We start from the raw sequence: 21,703 nt of genomic DNA on the forward strand, positions 1-21,703 counted from the left end.
ACATGACCGCCACCACCGACGAAAAGCTCAACTGGCTGCTGGAGAGCCTTCTGGAGCGCACCCCCGGCGCCCGTCACGCCCTCGTCCTGTCCCGTGACGGGCTCAAGCTCTGCCGTACCCCCGAGCTCTCCGTCGACCAGGCCGACCAGCTCGCCGCCATCGCCGCGGGCATCCAGAGCCTGACGCACGGCGCGTCGATCGAATTCGGCGACGGCAGCGGCGGCGTACGGCAGGCCATGGCCGAGTTCTACGGCGGCATCCTGTTCATCGTCGAGGCCGGGGCGGGCGCCCACCTCGCGGTCGTCGCGGGCGAGGACTCCGACGTCGGCCTCATCGGCCACAACATGAGCGAACTCATCGAGCAGCTCGGCGACTACCTCAGCGCCGAGCCCCGCACCACCAAGGACGCCGACAGCACCCGCACCGCATGAGCACCGGGGGCAGCGCACGCATCCCCGGCCGCCCGGCGCGCACCACGCCCCGCCCCGGCCGCGACGACTCCCCGGACCGCCTCTACACCGTCACCGGCGGCCGCAGCCGCACCCACTCCGACGCGTTCGACCTGGTCACCCTGGTCGTCGCCGAGAGCGCCCCGACACCGGGGATGCAGTCCGAGCACGCGGCGATCCTGCGCATGTGCGACTACCCGGTCGCCGTCGTGGAGATCGCCGCCGAACTCGGCCTGCCGGTGAGCATCACCCGCATCCTGCTGGCCGACCTCCTCGGCACCGGCCGGATCAGCGCCCGCCATCCCCGCGCCGCCCCCGCGGCGGCCGAACTCCCCGAACCCGAACTCCTGGAGCAGGTGCTCGTTGGCCTCCGCAATATCTGACCCCGCCCCGGCCCCCGCGCGGCCGCACCTGTCCCGCACCGCCGACAACGGCCTGAAGATCGTCGTCGTCGGCGGTTTCGGCGTCGGCAAGACCACCCTCGTACGCTCCGTCAGCGAGATCCGCCCCCTCAACACCGAGGAGACGATGACCCGCGCGGGCGAGGCCGTGGACGATCTCGACCAGGCGAGCACCAAGACCTCCACCACGGTCGCCTTCGACTTCGGCCGCATCTCCATCGACGCCCGCACCGTCCTCTACCTCTTCGGCGCGCCCGGGCAGGAGCGGTTCTGGTTCCTGTGGGACCGGCTGTTCGCCGGCACCCTCGGCGCGGTCGTCCTGGTCGACACCCGCCGCCTCGCCGACTCCTGGTACGCCATCGACCGCCTCGAACACCACGGCACGCCGTTCGTCGTGGCCCGCAACGACTTCGGCGACGCCGCCCGGCACACCGACGCCCAGGTGCGCGAGGCGCTGGACCTGGCCGAGCACATCCCGATGGTCACCTGCGACGCCCGCGACCGGGCCTCGTCCAAGAACGTGCTGATCACGCTCGTACAACACCTGCACACCCTGTCCACCGCGGCCCGAGGGAGCACCGTCCAGTGACCGCACCGCCGCCGGGCTGCCCGGCCCACGCGCAGAGCGTCCCGCTCTCCGGCCCCCGCTTCCAGACGGACCCGGTCGCCCTGTACCGCGAGATGCGCCGCACGCACGGCCCCGTCGTTCCGGTCGTCCTGCCCGGCGACGTCCCGGCCTGGCTCGTCGTCGGCTACCGCGAGCTGCACCAGATCACCTCCGACCCGCAGCTCTTCTCCCGCGACTCCGACCTGTGGAACCAGTGGCCGCACATCCCCGCCGACTGGCCGCTGCTGCCGATGATCGGCCGCAAGCAGCCGTCGATCCTCTACACGGTCGGCGAACGGCACAGCCGCCGCGCCCGCCTGATCAGCGACGCGCTGGAGGCGGTGGACCCCTTCGAACTGCGGCGGTACGCCGAGGAGTTCGCGGACGGGCTCGTCGACACGTTCTGCACCAGGGGCGAGACGGACATCATCAGCCGGTACGCGATGCTGCTCCCGGTCCGCGTCCTGGCGAGGATCTACGGCATCCCCGACGCCCAGGGCCCCGACCTGGTCGCCGCCCTGAACGACATGATCGACGGCCGGGAGCGGGCGGTGGCCGGCCAGCAGCACCTGATCAGGACCTTCTCCGCGCTCATCGCCGAACGGCAGGCCGCGCCCGCCCACGACGTGGCGTCCCGGATGCTGGCGGCCGGCGCGGGCCCCGACGGCTTCGGCCCGGAGGAGATCCTCCAGGACCTGATGGTCATGATGGCGGCGGGCCACCAGCCGACCGCCGACTGGATCGGCAACACGCTGCGCCTGATGCTCACCGACGACCGTTTCACGGCGTCCCTCTCCGGCGGGCGGCACAGCGTCGCCGAGGCCATGAACGAGGTGCTCTGGGAGGACACCCCCACCCAGAACGTCGCGGGCCGCTGGGCCGCCCGCGACATCCGCCTGGGCGGGCGCGCGATCGCCGCGGGCGACCTGCTCCTGCTGGGCCTGGCGGCGGCCAACGGCGATCCCCAGGTGCGTACCGACGCCTCCGTCCTGACCGGCGGCAACAACGCCTTCCTCTCCTTCGGCCACGGCGAGCACCGCTGCCCGTTCCCGGCGCAGGAGACGGCCGAGGTCATCGCCCGGACGGCGGTGGAGGTCCTGCTGGACCGCCTGCCGGACATCGACCTGGCGGTGCCCGCCGAGTCCCTCACCCGCCGCCCGTCCCCCTGGCTGCGCGGCCTGACCGCGCTGCCGGTGACGTTCACGCCCACTCCCGCCCTTGGAGGCTCCGCATGACCGACACCACCGCCACCCCCATGACCTGCCCCGTCACGGGCGCGGGTGCGGCCGGCGCCCCCGCAGACCCCGACGCCCCGATAGCCCTGGACCCCTTCGTCACCGACCTCGTCGGCGAGGGCGCCCGGCTGCGCGCCGCCGGCCCGCTGGCCCGGGTGGTGCTCCCCGGCGGCGTGAGCGCCTACGCGGTGACCCACCACACCGCCGCCCGCGCGCTGCTCACCGACCCCCGCGTGGTCAAGGACATCGACCGGTGGACCGCCTGGCAGCGCGGCGAGATCGCCCCGGACTGGCCGCTGATCGGCCTGGTCAACCCGGGCCGCTCGATGCTGACCGTGGACGGCCCCGAGCACCGCCGGCTGCGCCTGCTGGTCGCGCAGGCGCTGACCGTACGCAGAGTGGAGCACCTGCGCGGCAACGTCGAGGCGATCACCAACTCCCTGCTGGACGCCCTGTCGGCGCACACCGCCGACGAGGTCGTGGACCTGAAGGCCCTGTTCGCCGCGCCGCTGCCGATGAAGGTCGTCACCGAGCTGATGGGCGTCGAGCAGGTCGTCTCCCCGCGCCTGACGGCCGTCTTCGACCGGTTCTTCTCCAGCGAGACCGAGCCCGGCGAGATGCCGAGGGTGATCGCGGAGATCGACGAGATCTTCACCGGCGTCATCGAGGAGAAGCGCGGCACCGCGTCCGACGACCTCACCAGCGCCCTGCTGAACGCCTCCGAGGAAGGCGACCGGCTCACCGACGAGGAACTCCTCAACACCATCAAGGTCATGATCATCGCCGGTCACGAGACCACGATCAGCCTGATCCTCCAGGCCGTCATCGGCCTGGAGACCCACCCCGACCAGCGCGCCAGGGTGCTGGCCGGCGAGGTGCCGTGGGAGGCGGTCATCGAGGAGACCCTGCGCTGGTCCACCCCCACCACGCACGTCCTGATGCGGTACGCCACCGAGGACGTCCCCGTCGGCGACGACGTCCTGCCCGAGGGCGAGGCCCTGGTCGTCTCCTTCGGCGCGCTCGGCCGCGACGAACGCGTCCACGGCGAGACCGCCGAGGACTTCGACGTCACCCGCGAGAGCGGCACGAAGCACATCTCCTTCGGGTACGGACCGCACGTCTGCCCCGGTGCCGCCCTGGCCCGCCTGGAGGCGGCCGTCGCCCTCCCGGCGCTGTACGCGCGCTTCCCCGACCTCACCCTCGCGGTGCCGGCCGCGGAGCTGCGCAACAAGCCGGTGGTGACGCAGAACGACCTCGCCGAGGTGCCGGTGCGCCTGGGCAAGCGGGCCTGACCAGCGGTTTCGCCAAGGAGCAGCACAGGAACGCACCGCAGGACGACACCCCCCGCCCCGGAGTGTCGGTCGTCTCATCCGCCGGACGGATGTAACGACCGGCCTCCGGAAGCGGCTACGCTCCGGCTCGTGGCTGAGATCCAGATTCCCGCTGACATCAAGCCCGCCGACGGCCGTTTCGGCGCGGGCCCCTCCAAGGTACGGACGGAGGCGCTCGACGCGCTTGCCGCCACCGGCACTTCCCTCATGGGCACCTCCCACCGCCAGGCTCCGGTCAAGAACCTGGTCGGCTCGGTACGGGACGGCGTGCGCGACCTCTTCTCCCTCCCCGAGGGGTACGAGGTGATCCTGGGCAACGGCGGCTCCACCGCCTTCTGGGACGTCGCGACGCACGGCCTGATCGAGAACAAGTCCCAGCACCTGTCCTTCGGCGAGTTCTCGTCCAAGTTCGCCAAGGCGGCCAAGCTGGCCCCGTGGCTGGCGGAGCCGACCGTCATCTCCTCGGACCCGGGCACCCACCCGGACCCGCGGGCCGAGGCGGGCGTCGACGTCTACGCGTACACGCACAACGAGACCTCCACCGGCGTCGCGGCCCCGATCGAGCGCGTCGCGGACGCCGACGCGGGCTCCCTGGTCCTGGTGGACGCCACCTCGGGCGCGGGCGGCCTCCCGGTCGACATCACCGAGACCGACGTCTACTACTTCGCCCCGCAGAAGTCCTTCGCGGCGGACGGCGGCCTGTGGCTGGCGGTCTTCTCCCCCGCCGCCCTGGAGCGCGCGGCCCGCGTCCACGCCTCCGGCCGTCACGTCCCGGAGTTCTTCAGCCTCCCCACGGCGATCGACAACTCCCTCAAGAACCAGACGTACAACACCCCGGCCCTCGCCACGCTCTTCCTCCTCAACGAGCAGCTCACCTGGCTGAACAAGCAGGGCGGCCTCGACTGGGCGGTCAAGCGCACGGCGGCGTCCTCGAACGCGCTGTACTCGTGGGCGGAGACCTCGAAGCACGCGACGCCGTTCGTCACCGACCCGGCGAAGCGCTCGCAGGTCATCGGCACGATCGACTTCGCGGACGGCATCGACGCCGCCGCCGTCGCCAAGGCCCTGCGCGCCAACGGCATCGTCGACACCGAGCCGTACCGCAAGCTGGGCCGCAACCAGCTGCGGGTGGCGATGTTCCCGGCGGTCGACCCGGCGGACGTGCAGGCGCTGACGGCGTGCGTCGACTACGTCATCGAGCAGCTCTGACGTTCTCGTCGAAGACGTGACGAGGGGCCCGGCGCCGCAAGCGCCGGGCCCCTCGTCGACGAGCCCCGCCCCGCGCCTCAGCGCGCCGCGAGCCGCTGGTCCACCAGCACTCCGAACCCGTCGATCAGCCGCTCCAGGCCGAAGGCGAAGTGGTCGAAGGCCGGGCTGAAGGCGTCCTCGGACAGGGACGCCATCACCGGGTAGTTCCCGCTCCGCATCGCCTTCTCCAGGTACGGCAGTTGGCCCGCCCAGAACGCGTCGTTGTCGAGCCCCGTCTCCTCCGCCGCCTCCCGCGCCTCGATCTCCATCCGCGCGCTGCCCGCGGCGAGGCTCTGCACCGCCATCAGCACCGAGACCAGCTCCGGGTCCGAGAAGTCCGTCAGGTCGCGCAGGCCCGCCATCGACACCTCCATGCTGCGCAGGGTGCCGGGCCCCAGCAGCACCCGGGACTGGTTGACCTTGAGCAGCCACGGGTGCCGGCGGTGCAGTGCGAGGGTGCCGTACGCGATCGCCCGCACCGCCCCGCGCCAGTCCTCGGCCGCCGCCGGGTCGTACTCCTCGATGAGCTCGCCCTGGACGTGGTCGAGCATCACGTCCAGCAGCTCCGTCTTGCCGGGGACGTAGCGGTAGAGCGACATCGTGCCGGTGCCGAGTTCGCCCGCGAGGCGGCGCATGGAGAGCGTGTCGAGGCCCTCCGCGTCGGCGATGCGGACCGCCGCCCCGACGACCGTCTCCAGGGAGAGGCCGCGCTTGGGGCCGCGGGCGGGGCGCTCACCGGCGCCCCAGAGGAGTTCGAGGCTGGGGCGCAGCGCGGCTGTCCCGGCCTCGACGGCACCGTCCGCCGTGTCCTTCGTTTCGCTCATGCCGCCACCCTATTTCGCGGAAACTGGGTACACCGTACTCGAATTAGGGTACGCTGTACTCAGTTCGACGGGAAGGGGAGTCTCATGAACGACGGCGAGTACGCGGTCCGGGCCCGGGGCCTGCGGAAGGCGTACAGCGGGAAGAAGGCCCTGGACGGCTTCGACATGGCCGTCCGGCGGGGCACGGTGCACGGCCTGCTCGGGCCGAACGGGGCGGGCAAGACCACGGCGGTACGGACCCTGGCGACCCTGCTGACGCTGGACGGCGGACAGGCCGAGGTGGCGGGCCTGGACGTCGTGCGACAGGCCCGCGGGGTACGGGCCCGGATCGGCCTGACGGGCCAGTACGCGGCGGTGGACGAGGTGCTGAGCGGCCGTCAGAACCTGGAGATGTTCGGCCGGCTCTTCCACCTCGGCGCACGGCGGGCCCGGGTGCGGGCCGGGGAGCTCCTGGAGCAGTTCGACCTCACCGAGGCCGCGGCGAAGAACGCGGGCTCGTACAGCGGCGGCATGCGACGCCGCCTGGACCTCGCGGCGTCGATGATCCTGGCCCCGGAGGTCCTGTTCCTGGACGAGCCGACGACGGGGCTCGACCCCCGGGCCCGCGTCGAGGTCTGGGAGTCCGTACGGGACCTGGTGGCGCGCGGTACGACGGTCCTGCTCACCACGCAGTACCTGGAGGAGGCCGACCGGCTGGCCTCGCACATCACCGTCATCGACCGGGGCCGGGCCATCGCCGACGACACCCCCGACGGGCTGAAGCGCACGGTGGGCGGGGACCGCGTCGAGGTCGTCGCGGAACAGGCGGCGGACCTTCCGGCGGTCCTGAAGGCGGTCGCGGAGGTGGCCGAGACGCCACCGGAGTGCGAGGAACTGGAACGGAGGGTGCACGCGCAGGTACGGGACCGGGTGGCGGCGCTGACGGAGGTGGCCCGGACGCTCCAGGACCAGGGGATCGCGGTGGAGGACATCGGGCTGCGCAGGCCGAGCCTGGACGACGTGTTCATGAGCCTGACCGGGCACCGCACGGACCTTTCGCAGCAGCCGGCCGAGGGAGTCGCCGCATGAGCGCCACCGCACCGGCCGCACCCGCCGCCGGCAGCCGCCTGAGCTGGGCCGCCGCCGACGGCTGGAACGTCGCCCGCCGCAGCCTCACCCACTACCAGCGCCAACCCTCGCTGATCGTCTGGCAGTTGGGCTTCCCCATCGTCTCCGTCCTCCTCTACGGGTTCGTCTTCGGAGCGGCGATGGTGGTGCCCGGCGGCGGCGACTACAAGGACTTCCTGATGCCCGGGATGTTCGCCTCGACCATGGCGTTCGGCTTCATGAACACCTGCGTGGCGATGGTGAACGACGCCTCGAAGGGGGTCATCGACCGGTTCCGCTCGATGCCGATGTCCACCTCCGCGGTCGCGACGGGGCGCGGCCTCGCCGACCTGGTCATCGCGGCGGCCGAGCTGACGATCCTGGTCGCGACGGCGCTGGCGATCGGCTGGCGGGCCGACGGCAGCCTCGCGGAGACCCTGACCGCCTTCGCCCTGCTCCTGCTGCTGCGCTTCAGCCTGATCTGGGTGGGCGTGTGGCTGGGCCTGCTGATCCCCACCCCGGAGGGCGCGGGCGGCCTCTACGCGGTGGCGTTCCCGCTGACGATGATCTCCTCGATCTTCGTGGCGCCGTCCCTGATGCCGGACTGGCTGGGCACGGTCGCGGCCTGGAACCCGGTGTCCTCGACGGTGACCGCGACCCGCGAACTCTTCGGCAACCCGGTCGCGAGCGGGGGCAGTTGGGTGGAGGAGAACGCACTGCTGATGGCGGTGGTGTGGCCGCTGCTCGTCACGGCGGTCTTCCTGCCGCTGGCGGTGCGGAGGTTCCGGGGCCTGAGCCGCTAGCTCTGGGGCTTGTGGTGGCCCGCCTCGAGGATTTCGGCGACGTCGAGAGTGACTTCGGCGCCGATGGACTCGGGGAGGGTCACCTGCTGGCCGGAGGCGTACACCTGGTGGTGGGCGTAATCGCTGGCCACCGGGTCTGTCAGGACGTGGACCCGGTTGTGCCTGCGGTTGACGACGACGTACACGGGGATGTCCGCCTCGGCGTATGCGGCGACCTTGGCCTTCAGGTCCTGGTTGTAGTTGCTGGAGGTGACTTCCAGGACGAGGCGGAAGGCGACGGGGTCGTAGCAGTTGTTCTCGACGAGGTGGTCGTCGACATCGGCGTCCACCACGACGAGATCGGGGACGGCGTAGTCGTCGGCCCCGGCGGGAAGCCACAGACCGACGCCCTGGAGGACTTCGGACTCTCCGTCGTCGAGCCCGGCTGCAATGAACGGGCGCATGAGTTTCGTCAGAGCACGGGCGTGGGCCGCATTCGGGGGCGGGGTCACGGTGAGGATGCCTCCGATGATCTCGACGCGATGGCCGGGAAGCTGCTCCATGAGGACGTTTGCCTCTTCGAGCAGGGTGCGCGGCTCACCGTCACAGGGGTGCTCGACTGCTTCGGCAGACATTGCGGGCCTCCTGGTGGGCTGTGGTCGAGAGCATCATCGTAGGCCGGGGCGGCCCGATGTGTCCTGTACGTAAGCGTTCACTCCGGAGTGAGGGTGGGGGCAAAGGAAGCACGCGACCGGCATCCTCCTCACCGCTTCCGGCGGAACCCCAGCCACGCCAGAACCACCGCCCCCGCCAGGCCCAGGAGCAGGACGCTCTTGCCGGAGAGGGCCGGGTCCTCGGCCGGCGCGGGCTTGCCGGAGGGGGACGCGGAGGAGGAGCCCGAGGGCGAGCCGGAGCCGCCCTCGACCTTCAGGGCGTACACCTCGCTCTGCTCCCCCTCCGCCCCGAAGAGCATCGTCCGCCCGTCCGGCGTGAAGGTCACCGACTCCGACTGCCCCCGGTAGCCGACGCCGAGCGACTCGCCCTCGCCCATCTCGGGCCACCGGTAGCTCTCCGCCGACAGGTACGACCGCAGCACCAGCCGCTTCCCGTCCGGCGAGAACGCCCCGTCCGTCACCCACGGGATGTCGTGCACCTTGCGGAAGACGTTCGTCCGCCCGGTGGCCAGCTTCTCCGGGCCCTCGTAGAGCCCCGCCCCGTCCTCCTCCTTGGACCCGATGTAGACGCGCCCGGTCTTCGGGTGGACCATCAGCGCCTCCGCGTTGCGCGCCCCGTCCGCGTACTTCACGTCGTACTGCGTGGCCCGTACGGTCTGGTCCTTCAGCACCTCGGGCTCGGGGAACCGGTAGATCCACACGTGGTCCCAGGACCCGTTCAGGTTGTCCCCGATGTCCCCGACGTACACGTCCCCGTCCGGGCCGACCGAGATCGCCTCCATGTCGCGCGGCTTCCCGACCCCCCGCATGGTGATCCGCGCGACGGTCTCGCCGGACCTCCCGTCCACGGCGTACACGTACGGCCCGTCCTGGTCGTTGTGCGTCCAGTACACGCCCGGATGCGCCCGGCTCGCCGCGAGCCCGCTGGACTCCGTGATCCGGGGGTCCTTGACGGTGAACCCCCCGTCGTCCGCGACGGCCGCCGCCGGGGACCCGACGACGAGGCCCGTCACAGCGGCCAGGACCACACATGTACGACGAGGAGAGATGCGCATGCGCCCAAGTGTTCAGCATCACGATGCAGGCCCCGCTCCGCATCCCCGATGATGAGCGGATGCGCAGCTTCCTCTTCGTCGGTGACTCCATGACCATCGGCTGTCCCGGCGACTACACCTGGCGCCACCGCATGTGGCGGCACCTGGAAGCGACCATGCCCGGCGCGTACGAGATCGTGGGCCCCCGCACGGCCCTGTACGACCCCGCCACCGGAGCCCCGACCTCCGACGCCTACGCCGACCCCGCGTTCCCCGCCGCGGCCCGCCGCCACCTGGCCGGCTGGGGCGAGGGCTGGCTGCACATGGCCCCCGCGATCCGTCCGGCGATGGAGACGACCGGCGCGGACACCCTCCTGGTCTCCCTCGGCCTGATCGACCTCGGCTTCTACACCGACGCCGAGCAGACCGCCGCCAACCTGGCCCTCTTCCTGACCGAGGCCCGCGCCGCGAACCCGCACGTCAGCATCGCCGTGCACCCCGTCATCCCCAACATCCGGGCCGAACGCGACGCCCCCTTCGCCGCCCAGTGCGAGCGCTTCAACGAACTCCTCGCCAAGACGGTCGCCGACCAGGACCGCCCCGGCTCACCGGTCCTCCTGGCCACCGCCCACCCGGCGTACGACATCCACACCGACACCTACGACGGCACGCACCCGGGCCCGAGCGGCGAGCACAAACTCGCCGCGGCCTTCGCCGACGCGATGCACCAGGCGTGGGGCGTCGGTGGCGCATACTCCCTGCATCATGAACACGCGTAAGCCACTGCGGCCGTCTCCCGCCCCACCCGAGATCACGTACACCAACTGCCGCCGCTGCGGCACGGAGATAGCGGGCCTGGACGGCCGCTACGCGTGCGGCGTGTGCGGCTGGGCGAACCACTACTCGGAGGGCTACCGCACCCTGCCCACCGCCCAGGACGACCCGGACTGGACGGGCCCCCACTGCCGCTGACCGCGCGGGTGTTCACCTCACATCAGCACCCGGACGAGCGCGTACACGAAGATCGCCAGGAACAGCGCGCCCACGACCCGCTGGATCGCGTACCCCTTGCGGGTCGGCTCGGTCGCGTCCACGTCCTTGACGTAGCCGCGCTGGAGTCTGCGGTTCATCCGCCACAGCAGTTGCGGCCTGACCAGTTGCAAAAGGCCCATGATCAGGGTGAAGGCCAGGAAGAACCAGGTCCCGGCATCGGGCCCCCCGTCCCGCACCGCCGCCAGGACCACATCGCCCGCCGTCTGTCTTCTCATGCCCCCCAACTACCCAGCGCCCAACGCCGCATGAGCGCCGACCAGACGCTGTCCGACCCGCCCCGCCGGGAAGAGGCGGCCCCTCACGCACACCGGACCGCCGGGCCGCCGTCCCCTCCAGCAACGACAGCCCGGTCACATGAGTGCGACCGGGCTGTCGTTGTTGCCCATCGAGCTGCCACAGGTTCCGGCTGTGGCGTCCTGATGGGTGCTGGTCAGTCCACGACCAGGTCGCCGAACGACACGATGTTGGTCTCGTGGTGGACGCTGTTGAAGTCGCCGCCGTTTTCGATCTCGTACTCGTAGCCGTAGCCGGGGCCGTCGTGGTCGTCGGCGGAGGCCGCAGCGGCACCTCCCAGAACAGTCAGGGAGGCGAGCAGGAGCGCTGCGGCGGTGCGGGGCAGTGCGGACATGAGTTGCCGTGCCTTTCGTCTGCGGATGTGTCGTTACGACCTTGTGCACACGTCACCGACGCGACCACTCGAGGAGGCCGACAGGGGGACCTAATCATCCATATGGCTTCCACCTGGTGCCCATCGGCCCTTCACGGACGGGAACGCGGAAGGTGATCGATCCGGCCGCACGGCCGCCCTCCGCTCCGAAATGCGAGGGCTTCGGCACCGAACGCCCGGCGCCCCGACGAGTTTCCTGCACGGCGGGGTCCTACTGGCAGCAACGCACACCACAGCGGTACGGCCCCTGCGCGAACCGGAGAGAGAAACACGGCAACAGCGCGAGAGCAGCCGGACCGCAGGCCGACCGTCGCCCTGCCTGCCTCGGTACTGGCAGACCGCCCGGACACGACACCAGCGGTGACGCCAGTGCTGACGCCCCTGACCACGAGATCGAAGACATCGCCGCGCCGGTCGAACACGTCGACGGTTCGGCGTCGCCGTTCGGCTCGTCCTCCGGAGCGGTCCTCGCCCTGCGCGCGGCCGGGGTGAACATCGACCGCCTGGCTCCGCATGAGCCGCCGTTCGTGGTCGCCGAAGACGACGACGGGCCGCCCAAGGGCCTCGCGCAGCAGATCACCGCGCTGCTTGCGGAAGGCCGGCACGGTGACGCGGTCAAACACTTCATGACCAGGGTGCATCATCGAGGGACGACCTTGCCGTTCGAGCGGTTCGGCGGCGCTTGGCGCCCCTCCCGGCACCCGGAGCGGAGCACGCCCCACCCCCGGCCGACCGCCGAACCCCGAACGACCACCACTTACGGGACAGCATGCAGCCGTGCTGGACGAGCTCCTTCTTGCCCCGCTCGTACGCGCTGCCCTTGTAGCCGAGGTCGGCGGCGTGCCCGCTGAGCGGCTTGCGGAGCTGGTCCTCGTGGTGAAGGTTCCCGGTCGGTGTCGGCGCACCGCCGGGGGCCGGCCCATCACCCCCTCCCGGGGCAACAGAACGTCACAAAACGGTCACCGTAGCGCGCTCGCCGCCCGCATGACCATTTCTTGCAACAACTCCGCCTCGACGAACGGCACTTCACGGGTCGGCAGCGAACGCCAGCCCAGCGGGTACGTCTCGCCCGCCACCGCCGGTACGCCCACGAAGGCGAGCGCACCCGCCTGCCGGGACAGCGCTCGGGCCCCCGCCGGCCACACGTGCCCGGCCGCCGTTTGCGGAGGCAACAGGAAGTAGTGGTACTCCTCGCCGGTGTACTCGCGCACGATCGGACCCGCGCGGAAGTCGGTGAACTCCATGAGCAGGTACGCCACATGCTCCGCGAAGAAGCCACCGATGCGGATGGCGTCGAAGTGGATGCCCGCGTGGCGCAGGGCGTGTCCGGTGGCGGGCACCCAGTCCGGCATCAGTGCCGGTGAACTTTTCCGTTCCATGCCGCAAAGGGTTCCGCCTCGCCGCTACCGTGACCAGGGACACACCGATTCTGTGCAGAGCCGTGCACAAGGAGGAGGGCACTGTGCACTCAGGTGATCGGGGATCAAAGGCGTTCGGCGCGCTACTGCGGTTCCTCCGCGAGAAAGCCGGCTTGTCCCAGGATGCGCTGGCCGCACGAATCGGATTCTCCAAGTCTCAAGTGGCCATGGTTGAGCGAGGAGAGCGCCGCCCCAGGGGCCGGTTCGTGCTCAGGTCCGACAACGCGCTGGGTGCACAGGGTGCACTGCGGCACGTCGCAGATGCCGAATTCGGCGATGCTGTTGTCGATGAACCGCCGCTCAATGACCTCGACTTGGAGGAATACCTCGCGGAGGAACGGAACGCGGCATCTATCCGCTCGTACCAGAACGTCGTCATCCCTGGCCTACTTCAGACAGAGGCGTACGCGCGGGCCGTCCATCAGTCTCTGTCCTACCCGACGCTCGACGACGAGGAGGTGGAGGAGCAGGTGGCCTTTCGAATGGACCGCAAGGCGCTGTTCCACCGCAAGCCGGCACCCGACCTCTCGTTCGTGCTGGAAGAGAGCACGCTGACTCGCCCGCTGGGAAGCACGTCCACCCTTAAAGCCGCACTCCAGCACCTCATCGAACTTGGTGAACTCCGGCACGTACGCGTCCAAGTCATGCCGCACAACGTCCAGTTCCACCCTGGTCTTATGGGGTGCATTACCCTGCTGGAAACGCGAGATCATCGGCACGCCGCGTACGTCGAGGGGCAGCGGGCCAACCGGTACCTCAACGCACCACTCGACGTGGGAAACCTGAACGGAATCTACGGCGTGCTGCAGTCCCAGGCACTCACCCAGCAAGATTCCGCGAAGCTGATCGCAAAGGTGGCACAAGAACTGTGAGCACGATTCTGACCTGGCGGAAGAGCAGCTACAGCGGTGGCGCAGGCAGCGAGTGCGTAGAGGTCGCCATCGAGTGGACCAAGTCCAGCTACAGCACCGGCCCCACCAGTGAATGCGTGGAGGTTGCCGCCAGCGCTGCGGGGACCTCCATCCACATCCGCGATTCCAAAGACATCACCCGCCCCTCCCTCACCACGACCCCCGCCGCCTGGGCGGCCTTCCTCACCCTTCCCCAGGCTGCGCGGCGAGCGCCTTAAAACTCCTGTCGAAGGTCGCGATCCGCTACCGGAGCACGACCTCTGATACGTACCTGTACGGGCACGGCCTGCTCGTCCCGAGGCTCGACGGCGTCGGAAAGCGGCACCGACAGGCAGTTGGGTGAGACAGCAGGGGCGCTGGCGAACAGAGGTCGCCTGCACTTGCGTCGGGCTGGCACGGAGACTGTTTCGCCGAACGGGTTCGCGAGAGCACGTCCCAGAAGTGGGACAGACACACGCGAAAGTGTCCCACTTCTGAGACCCCTCTCCCCGCTTCCCGCCGCATCCCCTGCCCGCTCACCAGCCCGCCCGTTCGTTCGTCCTGGTTTCGCCGCACACCCTCACGCCTCCAGGCCATCAGGCGGGGCGGGAGCCATCAGGCAGGGCGGCGACACATGCACTCGACGTACACATCACGGCACGGACTGACGACATGTGCGCCCAACGTATATGTCCCAGCTTCGACACCTCCGCGCAATGCGCCCACCCACCTACCTCAGCCACCAGCTTGTGCACCGGCCCCACGACGGCCCGCACCCGCGAAACCCAGACCGGCAGCCCCATTGAGGTCGGCGCACCCCCACAGACCGCCACCGGACGCACGCACCGGTCACCCATAGCCGACACCCCACCCACCCGCCGACGGGCAGCGAACAGCTGGGACCGTTTCCCGGCGCCCCCACCCACCCACTCGCACCCGGCAACGGCGAACGGCTGCTTCCCGGCCTCCTCCGGGGCCATTTCTGGGCCGTCCTCCGCACCACGAAACCAGCGCTGGAGGGGAGACAGTCAAGGGTGGAGCGCACGCGACATCGGCGAAGCCGACGCGACGAAGGAGCGCCCTTGACGGGCTCCCCGCAAGCGCCACACTCCGGACAAGAGGACGGCCCCCACAACACCCGATACGGGCCCATCAACCACCGCCCGAGACGCCCGCCTGGTCGTCGACAACGAGTCGACAACGACCGGTACGAGCAGGCGGCCGCCCCCACCCCGGAACGGATCACCCCACCCCGCAGAGCCCACGCACCAACAAGGTCCTCCCCACCTGTTCACCCGGCACGATCACCCCCACCGGGCCCGTCACCACCCCCTGCGCGCCGACCTCGCGCCAGAGACGAAGGTCCGGCCGACGGAAACCAACAGCATCGAGAATCCCGCACGCCAGCTCCAGCACGCCCCAGCGCACCCCGGCACGACCCTGCACGCCCCAGCACACCCCGGCACGGCCCGGCGCGACACCCACACCTACGGGCTGACCTGCGCTTTCATAGCCCGGTTGGCAGCCCGCACCCCCCAGGTGTCAGGATTGCCCCCATGACGATCCAGACGTACTTCGACATCACGATCAACGACGAGCCCGCGGGCCGCATCACCTTCAACCTCTTCGACGACGTCACCCCGAAGACGGCCGAGAACTTCCGCGCGCTGTGCACGGGCGAGCAGGGCTTCGGCTACGCCGGTTCCTCCTTCCACCGCGTCATCCCGGAGTTCATGCTCCAGGGCGGCGACTTCACGCGCGGCGACGGCACCGGCGGCAAGTCCATCTACGGCGAGAAGTTCGCCGACGAGAACTTCCAGCTCAAGCACACCAAGCCGGGCCTGCTGTCGATGGCCAACGCGGGCCCGAACACCAACGGCTCGCAGTTCTTCATCACCACGATCGTCACCGGCTGGCTCGACGGCAAGCACGTCGTGTTCGGCGAGGTCGCGGACGAGGAGAGCATGAAGCTCGTCAAGAAGATCGAGTCGCTCGGCTCGCAGTCCGGCCGCACCCAGGCGAAGATCACCATCTCCGCCTCCGGCCAGCTCTGAGCAGCCACTCGACGGCCCGGTGTCCTCTCAGGACGCCGGGCCGTCGGGCGTTTTCCGCACCCGCACCCACGCCCCCGGCACCGCACGCACTCACTCACGCACTCACGCACTCACGCACTCACGCACGGTGCGTGGAAGCTGACCTCCGGGTTCGCCCCCGACGGACCGTCCAGCAACGGCTCCCGCTCGCCCTTCAGGTGCCGGTCGAAGAACGCGGCCACGTACGTCCGCGTGATCTCCCCCGGCCTGGCCCCCGGCAGCTCCGCCGCCGGGTCGACCACACCTGTCTGACCGCCCAGGACGGGTACGTCGCAGAAGGAGAAGTGCCCGGTACCGGCGACCGTCAGCCACCGCTTCCAGCCGTCCATCGCCGCCCATGCCTGGTCCCACCGGCCCTTTCCGCCGGGGCGGTGCGTCGCGTCGGTGCCGAGGAGGAGGAAGGGGCGACCGGTGAGCCCGGCCCCGGGAGCGGCGTCGGAGAAGGCACCGTCGAGGTTGGCTCCCGCCTTGATGCGGGGATCGCGGGCCATGGCCGCCGCCGCACTGTTGCCGCCGACGGAATGGCCCGCCATGCCGATGCGCCGCCGGTCGACGTGCCGGGCGAACCGGCTTCCTCGGTCCAGGAGGCGGTCCAGTACGAAGGAGGCGTCGGCGGCCCGTACCGGCACCACCTCCGCGCTCGGGGCCCCGGCCGGCGTCAGCGTCCGCCCACCCGGGAACTCCGTCCCGAAGGACTCGTACGCATGGTCCACGGCCGCGACCACGTGACCTCGGCTCGCGAGCTCCTCGGCGAGGAGGGTGACGGTGGCGCGGTGGAGGCCGTAGCCGGGCGAGAGGAGGACCAGGGGGTGTCTGCCGGGGACGGGGCGGGCGTTCATACGGGAGTTGGTGCGGGTGCCGACAAGGAGCCGCGCGGGGAACTCGTCGGCGCGCCGGATGCCCTCCACGAGGAGCTGGGCCTCGCCCGTCCTCAGATACGGGGAGGGGGAGCCGGTGCCCTTCCGGGCGGGGTAGTGGACGGAGAGCATCAGCTCGCGGGGGCCGGGGGTCTGCGCCCAGGGGTCGGCGCGGGACGTGTCCACGAGGTGCAGATCCTCGCGGCCGACGGCGAACTCGCCGGTCGGGGCGGGGAGTCGCAGCTGCTCGACCCCGGACGCGGGGACTGCGGGACGGGGGGCGGCCGCAGCCGTGCCCGGCACTGCCGTGGGGCCGGAGACGGCGAGTGCGACCAGGGCGGCTGCGGATACGACCAGGTACCGGTTTCGTGTCATGGGGTCAACGTACGGAGCGGGGTGCCCCCGGGGCTCTGCCGAAAGTCATGCCCCGCCCCTCCCTTTCCTGCGGGTCGTCCCTCACGCCGGCAGGCCCGAAGTGCCGTGTTCCACCAGCCGGTTGGCGAAGGTGGAGAGGGTGTACGCGCCGATGCCGAGGACGACTTCGAGGGCGTTGCGCGGGGTGTGGCCGTGGGCGTAGAAGGCCGAGAGTTGGTCGGAGGCGACGTCGCCCCGGCCGTCCATGACCGCCCGGGTGAAGACCCGTACCGCCTCCCACTCCGGTACGTCCAGGGGCCGCTGCTCCTCCAGCGCGGCCACCACCCCCTCCCCCGCCCCCAGCTTCTCCAGCTTGCCCGCGTGCATCCGCACGCAGAAGCCGCACTCGTTGCGCGTGGCGACGGTCATGATCACCACCTCGCGGGCAACCGGTTCCAGGGTCGCGCTCTCGAAGAGCGCGCTCAGACGCAGGAAGCCGTTCAGCAGCTCGGGCGACTCGGCCTGCTTGGCGGCGAGCGGCGGCACGGAGCCGAGGTTCTTGGCGATGCTCTCCAAAGCCCGGACGGAACCGGCGGGGGCGGTGTCAGAACTGTGGACGGTGAAACGGAGGTCGGTGGTGCGCACGGGGCGGCCCCTAAGATGGACAACATGGTTGACGAAAAGAAGGTAAACCAGGTTGTCGATCCCGGCAAGGGAATTGCGGGGGTGGAGGACGGCCCGGCCTGGGAGCTGCCGTTCCTCCTGCTCTCCGGGTTCCGGGCCCTCATCGACCGGCTGCACGGCGAGCTGGCCGCCCAGGGCCACCCGGACGCCCGCCCGGCCCACGGTTTCGCCCTCCAGGCCATCGGGCCGGACGGCGCCACCGCCAGCGAGCTGGGGCGGCGGCTCGGCGTCTCCAAGCAGGCCGCGGGCAAGACCGCCGACCGGCTCGCCGCCCTCGGGTACGTCACCACCGCCGCCGACCCCGCCGACGCCCGCCGCAAGGTCGTCCGCCTCACCCCGCACGGCCTCGACCTGCTGAACAGGTCGGCGGCGGTCTTCGCGGCACTGCGCGCGGAATGGGCCCGGCAGGCCGGCCCCGGTCGCGTACAGGACATGGAGACGACCCTGCGGGCCCTCGTCCCCGCATCGGACCGCTACCGCCTGGACGCGGCGGGCTGGCTGGGCGGATAGGCGGTCTGGCGGGTAGGCGGTCGGGCGGGTAGGCGGACGGGCGGAGGCCCGGGGCGGGGAACGGACAGTCCCCTTGCGTCGAGTGCGCTCGAAGGCGTTGGCTTGAGTGCCATGAAGTACACACAGCTCGGACGCACCGGACTCAAGGTCAGCCGTCTCGTCCTCGGCACGATGAACTTCGGGCCGCAGACCGACGAGGCCGACAGCCACACGATCATGGATGCCGCCCTCGGCGCGGGCGTCAACTTCTTCGACACCGCCAACGCGTACGGGTGGGGGAACAACAAGGGCCGCACCGAGGAGATCATCGGGTCCTGGTTCGCCCGGGGCGGCGGGCGGCGCGACAAGGTGGTCCTCGGGACCAAGGTGTACGCCAACATGGCGGGCGACGGCGAGGCCCCCTGGCCCAACCACGACAAGCTGTCCGCCGTCAACATCCGGCGGTCGGTCGAGGCCAGTCTGCGGCGGCTGGGTACCGACCACATCGACGTGTACCAGTTCCACCACGTCGACCGGTCGACTCCCTTCGAGGAGATCTGGCAGGCCGTCGACGTCCTCGTGCAGCAGGGGAAGATCCTGTACGCCGGGTCCTCGAACTTCGCCGGGTGGCACATCGCGCGGGCCAACGAGACCGCGCGGCGGCTCGGTTCGTACGGGCTGGTCAGCGAGCAGTGCCTCTACAACCTCGCCGAGCGGCGGGCCGAGATGGAGGTCATTCCGGCGGCCCGGGAGTACGGGCTCGGGGTCATTCCGTGGTCCCCGCTGCACGGCGGGCTGCTCGGCGGCGCGTTGCGCAAGGAACGCGAGGGCGGCGGGGCGCGCAGCACGTCCGGGCGCTCGGCGGACGAGCTGGCCAAGCCGGAAGTGCGGGCCAGGGTGCAGCGGTACGAGGACCTGCTCGACAAGCACGGGCTGCAACCCGGCGAGACGGCCCTGGCGTGGCTGCTGACCCGGCCCGGCGTCACGGGCCCGATCGTCGGCCCGCGCACCGCCGACCAGCTCGCGTCCGCGCTGCGGGCGGTCGAGCTGGAGCTCTCGGAGGAGGTGCTGGGCGGGCTGGACGAGATCTTCCCGGGACCGGGACCCTCGCCGGAGGCGTTCGCCTGGTAGCGCCGCGCGGGGCCCGTCCTAGTTGCCGAGGACGGACGCCGCCGCGATGACGACGAACAGGAGGACCAGGACGCCGGCCATGATCTGGTTGCGGATTTTGGGATTCACGCATCGAGCGTAACCGGCGGGGCGGGGGCGGCCGGTCACCGGCCTCCCCCGCCCCGTAGCGGGTCGGCCGCCGGTCTCCCCGTCAGCGGGGGGCCGAGTCGATCGCGCCGAGCAGCAGGTCCAGGGCGCGTTCGAAGGCGGAGTGCCGCATCAGCGGCAGGTGTTCGCGCGCCTCGTGCAGGTGCGGGTGGGTGTCCGGTGACACCCCCGCGCAGACCGCCGCCCACGCCCCCTCGTCCGCCTCCCGCTGCTCCGGCCGCAGGCCCTGGACCGCCGCGTCCAGGGCCGCGTGGCCCAGCACCGTGTCCACGAACACGTGGTAGTGGCGGACCGCGTCCCGGGGCGGGAAGCCGGCCGCCCGCAGCAGGCCGATGCCCGTGTCGACGGCGCGCTGCTCGTTGGGCAGGCGGGTCGCCCGGAAACCGCTCAACAGGGCCGCGCGGGGGTGGCGTTGGGCCGAGAGGGGCGCGGGGAACTGCGCGACCAGCCACGACGCACCCGCACGGAACCGTGCACTTGACCGCGCGGCGAGCGCTTTAGGGAAAGGGGCGGGTCCGGGGCCTCCCTGCCCGAGCCGGGCGGGGCCGCACGGGCCGGTGCCGGGGTTGAGCTCACAGCCTCGGCGCAGAAGCGTGCCCGGCACACGCGCTCGGGCAGGGGCGGCACCCGGGTGGGCCGGGAGCGGGAGGGGCCGCCCCCTTGCCCGCCCTCCCCCAAGCTCTCGGCTTCGCTCGAGCAGGGGGTACCCCCCTCGCCCCCTTGGGGCGGCCCCGTCGCCCAAGGCGGCGGGGGAAGCGGGAAAGGCGGCCCCGCCGCCCGAGGGGACGGGGGCCGCGACGCTTGAGGGGGCGGGGGAGGGGGGCGGCGACGCCCGAGGGGGCGCGCCCCCGGGGGTCAGGTTGCCGGGGCGGGTTGGCGGGGGCGGGACCTCTCGCTCGGGACCAGCCGGAAATGCTCCCGCCCCCGCCTCAGATCCACCTTCGGCCGCAGCCCGCCGACCCGCAGGAGCAGCGCCCCGACGCCCGCCGCCGCGACGGCGGAGATGACCCCGCCGGCCGCGAAGCCGATCCGGGCCCCGTAGGTGTCGGTGATCCAGCCCAGCAGCGGCGCCCCCAGCGGCGTGCCGCCCGTGAAGACCATCATGAACAGGGCCATCACCCGCCCCCGCATCGCGGGATCGGTCGCCATCTGCACGCTGGAATTCGCGGTGACGTTGACCGTGAGCCCGAACATCCCGATCGGCACCATCAGCGCCGCGAACAGCCAGAAGGTCGGCGCGAACGCGGTCACCGCCTCCAGCACGCCGAACAGCAGCGCGGCTCCCACCAGCAGCCGCAGCCGCGAGGTGCCGCGGCGGGCGGCCAGCAGCGCGCCGGCCAGCGAGCCCGCCGCCATCAGCGTGTTGAGCAGGCCGTACGTTCCCGCCCCCTCGTGGAAGACGTCGTCGGTGAAGGCCGAGAGCCAGATGGGGAAGTTGAAGCCGAAGGTCCCGATGAAGCCGACCAGCACGATCGGCCAGATCAGCTCCGGCCGCCCCGCGACGTACCGCAGGCCCTCGCGGAGCTGTCCCTTGCCGCGCGGGGCGCGTTCGACCTTGTGCAGTTCGGACGTACGCATCATCAGCAGCCCGGCGATGGGCGCCAGGAAGGAGAGGCCGTTCAGCAGGAAGGCCGCCCCGCTGCCGACGGCGGTGATCAGCACACCGGCCACCGCGGGCCCCACCAGCCGCGCCGACTGGAAGTTCGCGGAGTTGAGGCTGACGGCGTTGCGGATCTCGTCGGGTCCGACCATCTCGGCGACGAAGGTCTGCCGGGCCGGGTTGTCGACGACGGTGACCAGTCCGCCGACGAAGGCGGTGGCGTACACGTGCCAGACCTCGACGTGTCCGGACAGGGTGAGCGCGGCCAGCGCCAGCCCGGTCAGTCCCATCGCGGACTGCGTGGCCAGCAGCAGCGGCCGCTTGGGCAGCCGGTCGGCGAGCACGCCGCCGTACAGGCCGAAGAGCAGCATGGGAAGGAACTGCAGCGCGATGGTGACGCCCACCGCGGAGGCGGACCCGGTGAGGGACAGCACCAGCCAGTCCTGGGCGATGCGCTGCATCCAGGTGCCGGTGTTGGAGATGACCTGCCCGCTTGCGAAGAGCCGGTAGTTCCGGTTCCTGAGCGAGCTGAACATGGACTGCTTGGGGGTGGTCGGTGCGGGGGCGGAGTCTGCTCCGGATCCCGTACTCAAAGTGGGTTCGCCTCCTCGACGGCGCGCGGGGTTGTTGTCGGCAGGGCCCACCCTGA

Annotated in this window: 25 protein-coding genes; 15 read left to right on the forward strand and 10 right to left on the reverse strand. The window is 71.2% G+C overall.

All coding sequences use genetic code 11. From position 1 onward, the window contains the following. The first annotated feature begins 2 nt into the window (after positions 1-2). From ACIP93_RS01485 to serC, 6 genes are all read left to right on the forward strand, one after another. Positions 3-431 carry a roadblock/LC7 domain-containing protein gene (locus tag ACIP93_RS01485; protein ID WP_345221741.1) on the forward strand — a complete coding sequence of 143 codons (429 nt, stop codon included), beginning with the start codon at positions 3-5 and terminating at the stop codon, positions 429-431. After that, entirely contained in the window at positions 428-832 is a 405-nt protein-coding gene (locus ACIP93_RS01490) for a DUF742 domain-containing protein (protein ID WP_345221739.1), read from the forward strand. The genes ACIP93_RS01485 and ACIP93_RS01490 overlap by 4 nt, the downstream gene beginning before the upstream one ends. Continuing rightward, positions 813-1,439 carry a GTP-binding protein gene (locus ACIP93_RS01495; RefSeq protein ID WP_401754456.1) on the forward strand — a complete coding sequence of 209 codons (627 nt, stop codon included), beginning with the start codon at positions 813-815 and terminating at the stop codon, positions 1,437-1,439. The genes ACIP93_RS01490 and ACIP93_RS01495 overlap by 20 nt, the downstream gene beginning before the upstream one ends. Then, a complete protein-coding gene (locus tag ACIP93_RS01500; RefSeq protein WP_401754459.1) occupies positions 1,436-2,692 on the forward strand; it encodes a cytochrome P450 in 1,257 nt (418 codons plus the stop codon). Before ACIP93_RS01495 ends, ACIP93_RS01500 begins: the two co-directional genes overlap by 4 nt. A gap of 20 nt (positions 2,693-2,712) precedes the next feature. Beyond that, complete coding sequence (locus ACIP93_RS01505) at positions 2,713-3,984, forward strand: cytochrome P450 (protein ID WP_401755615.1); 1,272 nt, start codon at positions 2,713-2,715, stop codon at positions 3,982-3,984. Between the two features lie 129 nt (positions 3,985-4,113). After that, the gene (gene serC, locus ACIP93_RS01510; RefSeq protein WP_345221731.1) at positions 4,114-5,232 is read left to right on the forward strand and encodes a phosphoserine transaminase; all 1,119 of its coding nucleotides are present in this window, start codon (positions 4,114-4,116) and stop codon (positions 5,230-5,232) included. Between the two features lie 77 nt (positions 5,233-5,309). Here the strand turns inward: serC and ACIP93_RS01515 are convergent, their stop codons facing one another. Further along, positions 5,310-6,095 (reverse strand): TetR/AcrR family transcriptional regulator, encoded by a 786-nt coding sequence (locus tag ACIP93_RS01515; RefSeq protein ID WP_401754463.1) that lies wholly within the window; start codon positions 6,093-6,095, stop codon positions 5,310-5,312. Between the two features lie 84 nt (positions 6,096-6,179). On the opposite strand from ACIP93_RS01515, the gene ACIP93_RS01520 reads away from it, so the two are divergent. Both ACIP93_RS01520 and ACIP93_RS01525 read left to right on the forward strand, forming a co-directional pair. Next, positions 6,180-7,163, forward strand: coding sequence for an ATP-binding cassette domain-containing protein (locus ACIP93_RS01520; protein ID WP_401754465.1), 984 nt, complete (start codon positions 6,180-6,182; stop codon positions 7,161-7,163). Continuing rightward, complete coding sequence (locus tag ACIP93_RS01525; protein WP_401754468.1) at positions 7,160-7,984, forward strand: ABC transporter permease; 825 nt, start codon at positions 7,160-7,162, stop codon at positions 7,982-7,984. The genes ACIP93_RS01520 and ACIP93_RS01525 overlap by 4 nt, the downstream gene beginning before the upstream one ends. Here ACIP93_RS01525 and ACIP93_RS01530 read toward each other — a convergent pair. Next, complete coding sequence (locus ACIP93_RS01530; RefSeq protein ID WP_345221722.1) at positions 7,981-8,598, reverse strand: Uma2 family endonuclease; 618 nt, start codon at positions 8,596-8,598, stop codon at positions 7,981-7,983. The two genes, ACIP93_RS01525 and ACIP93_RS01530, sit on opposite strands and share 4 nt — an antisense overlap. A gap of 128 nt (positions 8,599-8,726) precedes the next feature. Then, a complete protein-coding gene (locus tag ACIP93_RS01535) occupies positions 8,727-9,692 on the reverse strand; it encodes a WD40 repeat domain-containing protein (protein WP_401754471.1) in 966 nt (321 codons plus the stop codon). A 23-nt stretch (positions 9,693-9,715) separates the two neighbouring features. Here ACIP93_RS01535 and ACIP93_RS01540 point away from each other — a divergent pair, with 23 nt between their 5' ends. Both ACIP93_RS01540 and ACIP93_RS01545 read left to right on the forward strand, forming a co-directional pair. Then, entirely contained in the window at positions 9,716-10,450 is a 735-nt protein-coding gene (locus ACIP93_RS01540; RefSeq protein WP_380836831.1) for a GDSL-type esterase/lipase family protein, read from the forward strand. Beyond that, positions 10,437-10,643 carry a hypothetical protein gene (locus tag ACIP93_RS01545; RefSeq protein WP_345221713.1) on the forward strand — a complete coding sequence of 69 codons (207 nt, stop codon included), beginning with the start codon at positions 10,437-10,439 and terminating at the stop codon, positions 10,641-10,643. The genes ACIP93_RS01540 and ACIP93_RS01545 overlap by 14 nt, the downstream gene beginning before the upstream one ends. A 17-nt stretch (positions 10,644-10,660) precedes the next feature. On the opposite strand, the gene ACIP93_RS01550 is transcribed toward ACIP93_RS01545, so the two are convergent. The 3 genes from ACIP93_RS01550 to ACIP93_RS01560 form a co-directional block, all read right to left on the reverse strand. Beyond that, positions 10,661-10,939 carry a DUF6199 family natural product biosynthesis protein gene (locus ACIP93_RS01550; protein WP_345221711.1) on the reverse strand — a complete coding sequence of 93 codons (279 nt, stop codon included), beginning with the start codon at positions 10,937-10,939 and terminating at the stop codon, positions 10,661-10,663. 215 nt (positions 10,940-11,154) lie between these two features. Further along, entirely contained in the window at positions 11,155-11,352 is a 198-nt protein-coding gene (locus tag ACIP93_RS01555; protein ID WP_345221709.1) for a hypothetical protein, read from the reverse strand. A 998-nt stretch (positions 11,353-12,350) separates the two neighbouring features. After that, complete coding sequence (locus ACIP93_RS01560) at positions 12,351-12,770, reverse strand: hypothetical protein (protein ID WP_401754476.1); 420 nt, start codon at positions 12,768-12,770, stop codon at positions 12,351-12,353. Between the two features lie 62 nt (positions 12,771-12,832). Here ACIP93_RS01560 and ACIP93_RS01565 point away from each other — a divergent pair, with 62 nt between their 5' ends. The 3 genes from ACIP93_RS01565 to ACIP93_RS01575 all read left to right on the forward strand — a co-directional run bounded on the left by ACIP93_RS01565 (position 12,833) and on the right by ACIP93_RS01575 (position 15,753). Further along, on the forward strand, positions 12,833-13,681 hold the full coding sequence (locus tag ACIP93_RS01565) for a helix-turn-helix domain-containing protein (RefSeq protein WP_401754479.1): 849 nt from the start codon (positions 12,833-12,835) through the stop codon (positions 13,679-13,681). Then, complete coding sequence (locus tag ACIP93_RS01570) at positions 13,678-13,938, forward strand: DUF397 domain-containing protein (protein ID WP_401754482.1); 261 nt, start codon at positions 13,678-13,680, stop codon at positions 13,936-13,938. The genes ACIP93_RS01565 and ACIP93_RS01570 overlap by 4 nt, the downstream gene beginning before the upstream one ends. A 1,317-nt stretch (positions 13,939-15,255) precedes the next feature. Next, positions 15,256-15,753, forward strand: coding sequence for a peptidylprolyl isomerase (locus tag ACIP93_RS01575; RefSeq protein ID WP_345221697.1), 498 nt, complete (start codon positions 15,256-15,258; stop codon positions 15,751-15,753). Between the two features lie 110 nt (positions 15,754-15,863). Here ACIP93_RS01575 and ACIP93_RS01580 read toward each other — a convergent pair whose 3' ends face one another. Together ACIP93_RS01580 and ACIP93_RS01585 are read right to left on the reverse strand one after the other, a co-directional pair. After that, entirely contained in the window at positions 15,864-17,024 is a 1,161-nt protein-coding gene (locus ACIP93_RS01580) for an alpha/beta hydrolase family protein (protein WP_401754485.1), read from the reverse strand. A gap of 81 nt (positions 17,025-17,105) precedes the next feature. Continuing rightward, positions 17,106-17,648: a carboxymuconolactone decarboxylase family protein gene (locus ACIP93_RS01585; RefSeq protein WP_401754488.1), complete on the reverse strand. Its 543-nt coding sequence runs from the start codon at positions 17,646-17,648 to the stop codon at positions 17,106-17,108. Positions 17,649-17,672: 24 nt separating this feature from the next. Between ACIP93_RS01585 and ACIP93_RS01590 the strand changes: the two genes are divergently transcribed. Further along, entirely contained in the window at positions 17,673-18,197 is a 525-nt protein-coding gene (locus tag ACIP93_RS01590) for a MarR family winged helix-turn-helix transcriptional regulator (RefSeq protein WP_401754491.1), read from the forward strand. Positions 18,198-18,308: 111 nt separating this feature from the next. Continuing rightward, complete coding sequence (locus tag ACIP93_RS01595; protein ID WP_401754494.1) at positions 18,309-19,307, forward strand: aldo/keto reductase; 999 nt, start codon at positions 18,309-18,311, stop codon at positions 19,305-19,307. Positions 19,308-19,497: 190 nt separating this feature from the next. On the opposite strand, the gene ACIP93_RS01600 is transcribed toward ACIP93_RS01595, so the two are convergent. After that, positions 19,498-19,845 (reverse strand): TetR/AcrR family transcriptional regulator C-terminal domain-containing protein, encoded by a 348-nt coding sequence (locus ACIP93_RS01600; protein ID WP_401754497.1) that lies wholly within the window; start codon positions 19,843-19,845, stop codon positions 19,498-19,500. A 464-nt stretch (positions 19,846-20,309) separates the two neighbouring features. Then, positions 20,310-21,647, reverse strand: coding sequence for an MFS transporter (locus tag ACIP93_RS01605; RefSeq protein WP_345221684.1), 1,338 nt, complete (start codon positions 21,645-21,647; stop codon positions 20,310-20,312). Positions 21,648-21,703: the final 56 nt, after the last annotated feature.

Source organism: Streptomyces sp. NPDC088745, from assembly GCF_044751045.1.
Taxonomy (GTDB): domain Bacteria; phylum Actinomycetota; class Actinomycetes; order Streptomycetales; family Streptomycetaceae; genus Streptomyces; species Streptomyces cremeus.

Bases quoted from the DNA above. Each gene is read 5' to 3' on its own strand.
- ACIP93_RS01525 (WP_401754468.1), top strand. From the start codon at position 7,160: ATGAGCGCCACCGCACCGGCCGCACCCGCCGCCGGCAGCCGCCTGAGC.
- ACIP93_RS01590 (WP_401754491.1), top strand. From the start codon at position 17,673: ATGGTTGACGAAAAGAAGGTAAACCAGGTTGTCGATCCCGGCAAGGGA.
- ACIP93_RS01520 (WP_401754465.1), top strand. From the start codon at position 6,180: ATGAACGACGGCGAGTACGCGGTCCGGGCCCGGGGCCTGCGGAAGGCG.
- ACIP93_RS01560 (WP_401754476.1), bottom strand. From the start codon at position 12,770: ATGGAACGGAAAAGTTCACCGGCACTGATGCCGGACTGGGTGCCCGCC.
- ACIP93_RS01485 (WP_345221741.1), top strand. From the start codon at position 3: ATGACCGCCACCACCGACGAAAAGCTCAACTGGCTGCTGGAGAGCCTT.
- ACIP93_RS01595 (WP_401754494.1), top strand. From the start codon at position 18,309: ATGAAGTACACACAGCTCGGACGCACCGGACTCAAGGTCAGCCGTCTC.
- ACIP93_RS01550 (WP_345221711.1), bottom strand. From the start codon at position 10,939: ATGAGAAGACAGACGGCGGGCGATGTGGTCCTGGCGGCGGTGCGGGAC.
- ACIP93_RS01555 (WP_345221709.1), bottom strand. From the start codon at position 11,352: ATGTCCGCACTGCCCCGCACCGCCGCAGCGCTCCTGCTCGCCTCCCTG.
- ACIP93_RS01580 (WP_401754485.1), bottom strand. From the start codon at position 17,024: ATGACACGAAACCGGTACCTGGTCGTATCCGCAGCCGCCCTGGTCGCA.
- ACIP93_RS01535 (WP_401754471.1), bottom strand. From the start codon at position 9,692: ATGCGCATCTCTCCTCGTCGTACATGTGTGGTCCTGGCCGCTGTGACG.
- ACIP93_RS01545 (WP_345221713.1), top strand. From the start codon at position 10,437: ATGAACACGCGTAAGCCACTGCGGCCGTCTCCCGCCCCACCCGAGATC.
- ACIP93_RS01530 (WP_345221722.1), bottom strand. From the start codon at position 8,598: ATGTCTGCCGAAGCAGTCGAGCACCCCTGTGACGGTGAGCCGCGCACC.
- ACIP93_RS01575 (WP_345221697.1), top strand. From the start codon at position 15,256: ATGACGATCCAGACGTACTTCGACATCACGATCAACGACGAGCCCGCG.
- ACIP93_RS01490 (WP_345221739.1), top strand. From the start codon at position 428: ATGAGCACCGGGGGCAGCGCACGCATCCCCGGCCGCCCGGCGCGCACC.
- ACIP93_RS01540 (WP_380836831.1), top strand. From the start codon at position 9,716: ATGCAGGCCCCGCTCCGCATCCCCGATGATGAGCGGATGCGCAGCTTC.
- ACIP93_RS01505 (WP_401755615.1), top strand. From the start codon at position 2,713: ATGACCTGCCCCGTCACGGGCGCGGGTGCGGCCGGCGCCCCCGCAGAC.
- ACIP93_RS01515 (WP_401754463.1), bottom strand. From the start codon at position 6,095: ATGAGCGAAACGAAGGACACGGCGGACGGTGCCGTCGAGGCCGGGACA.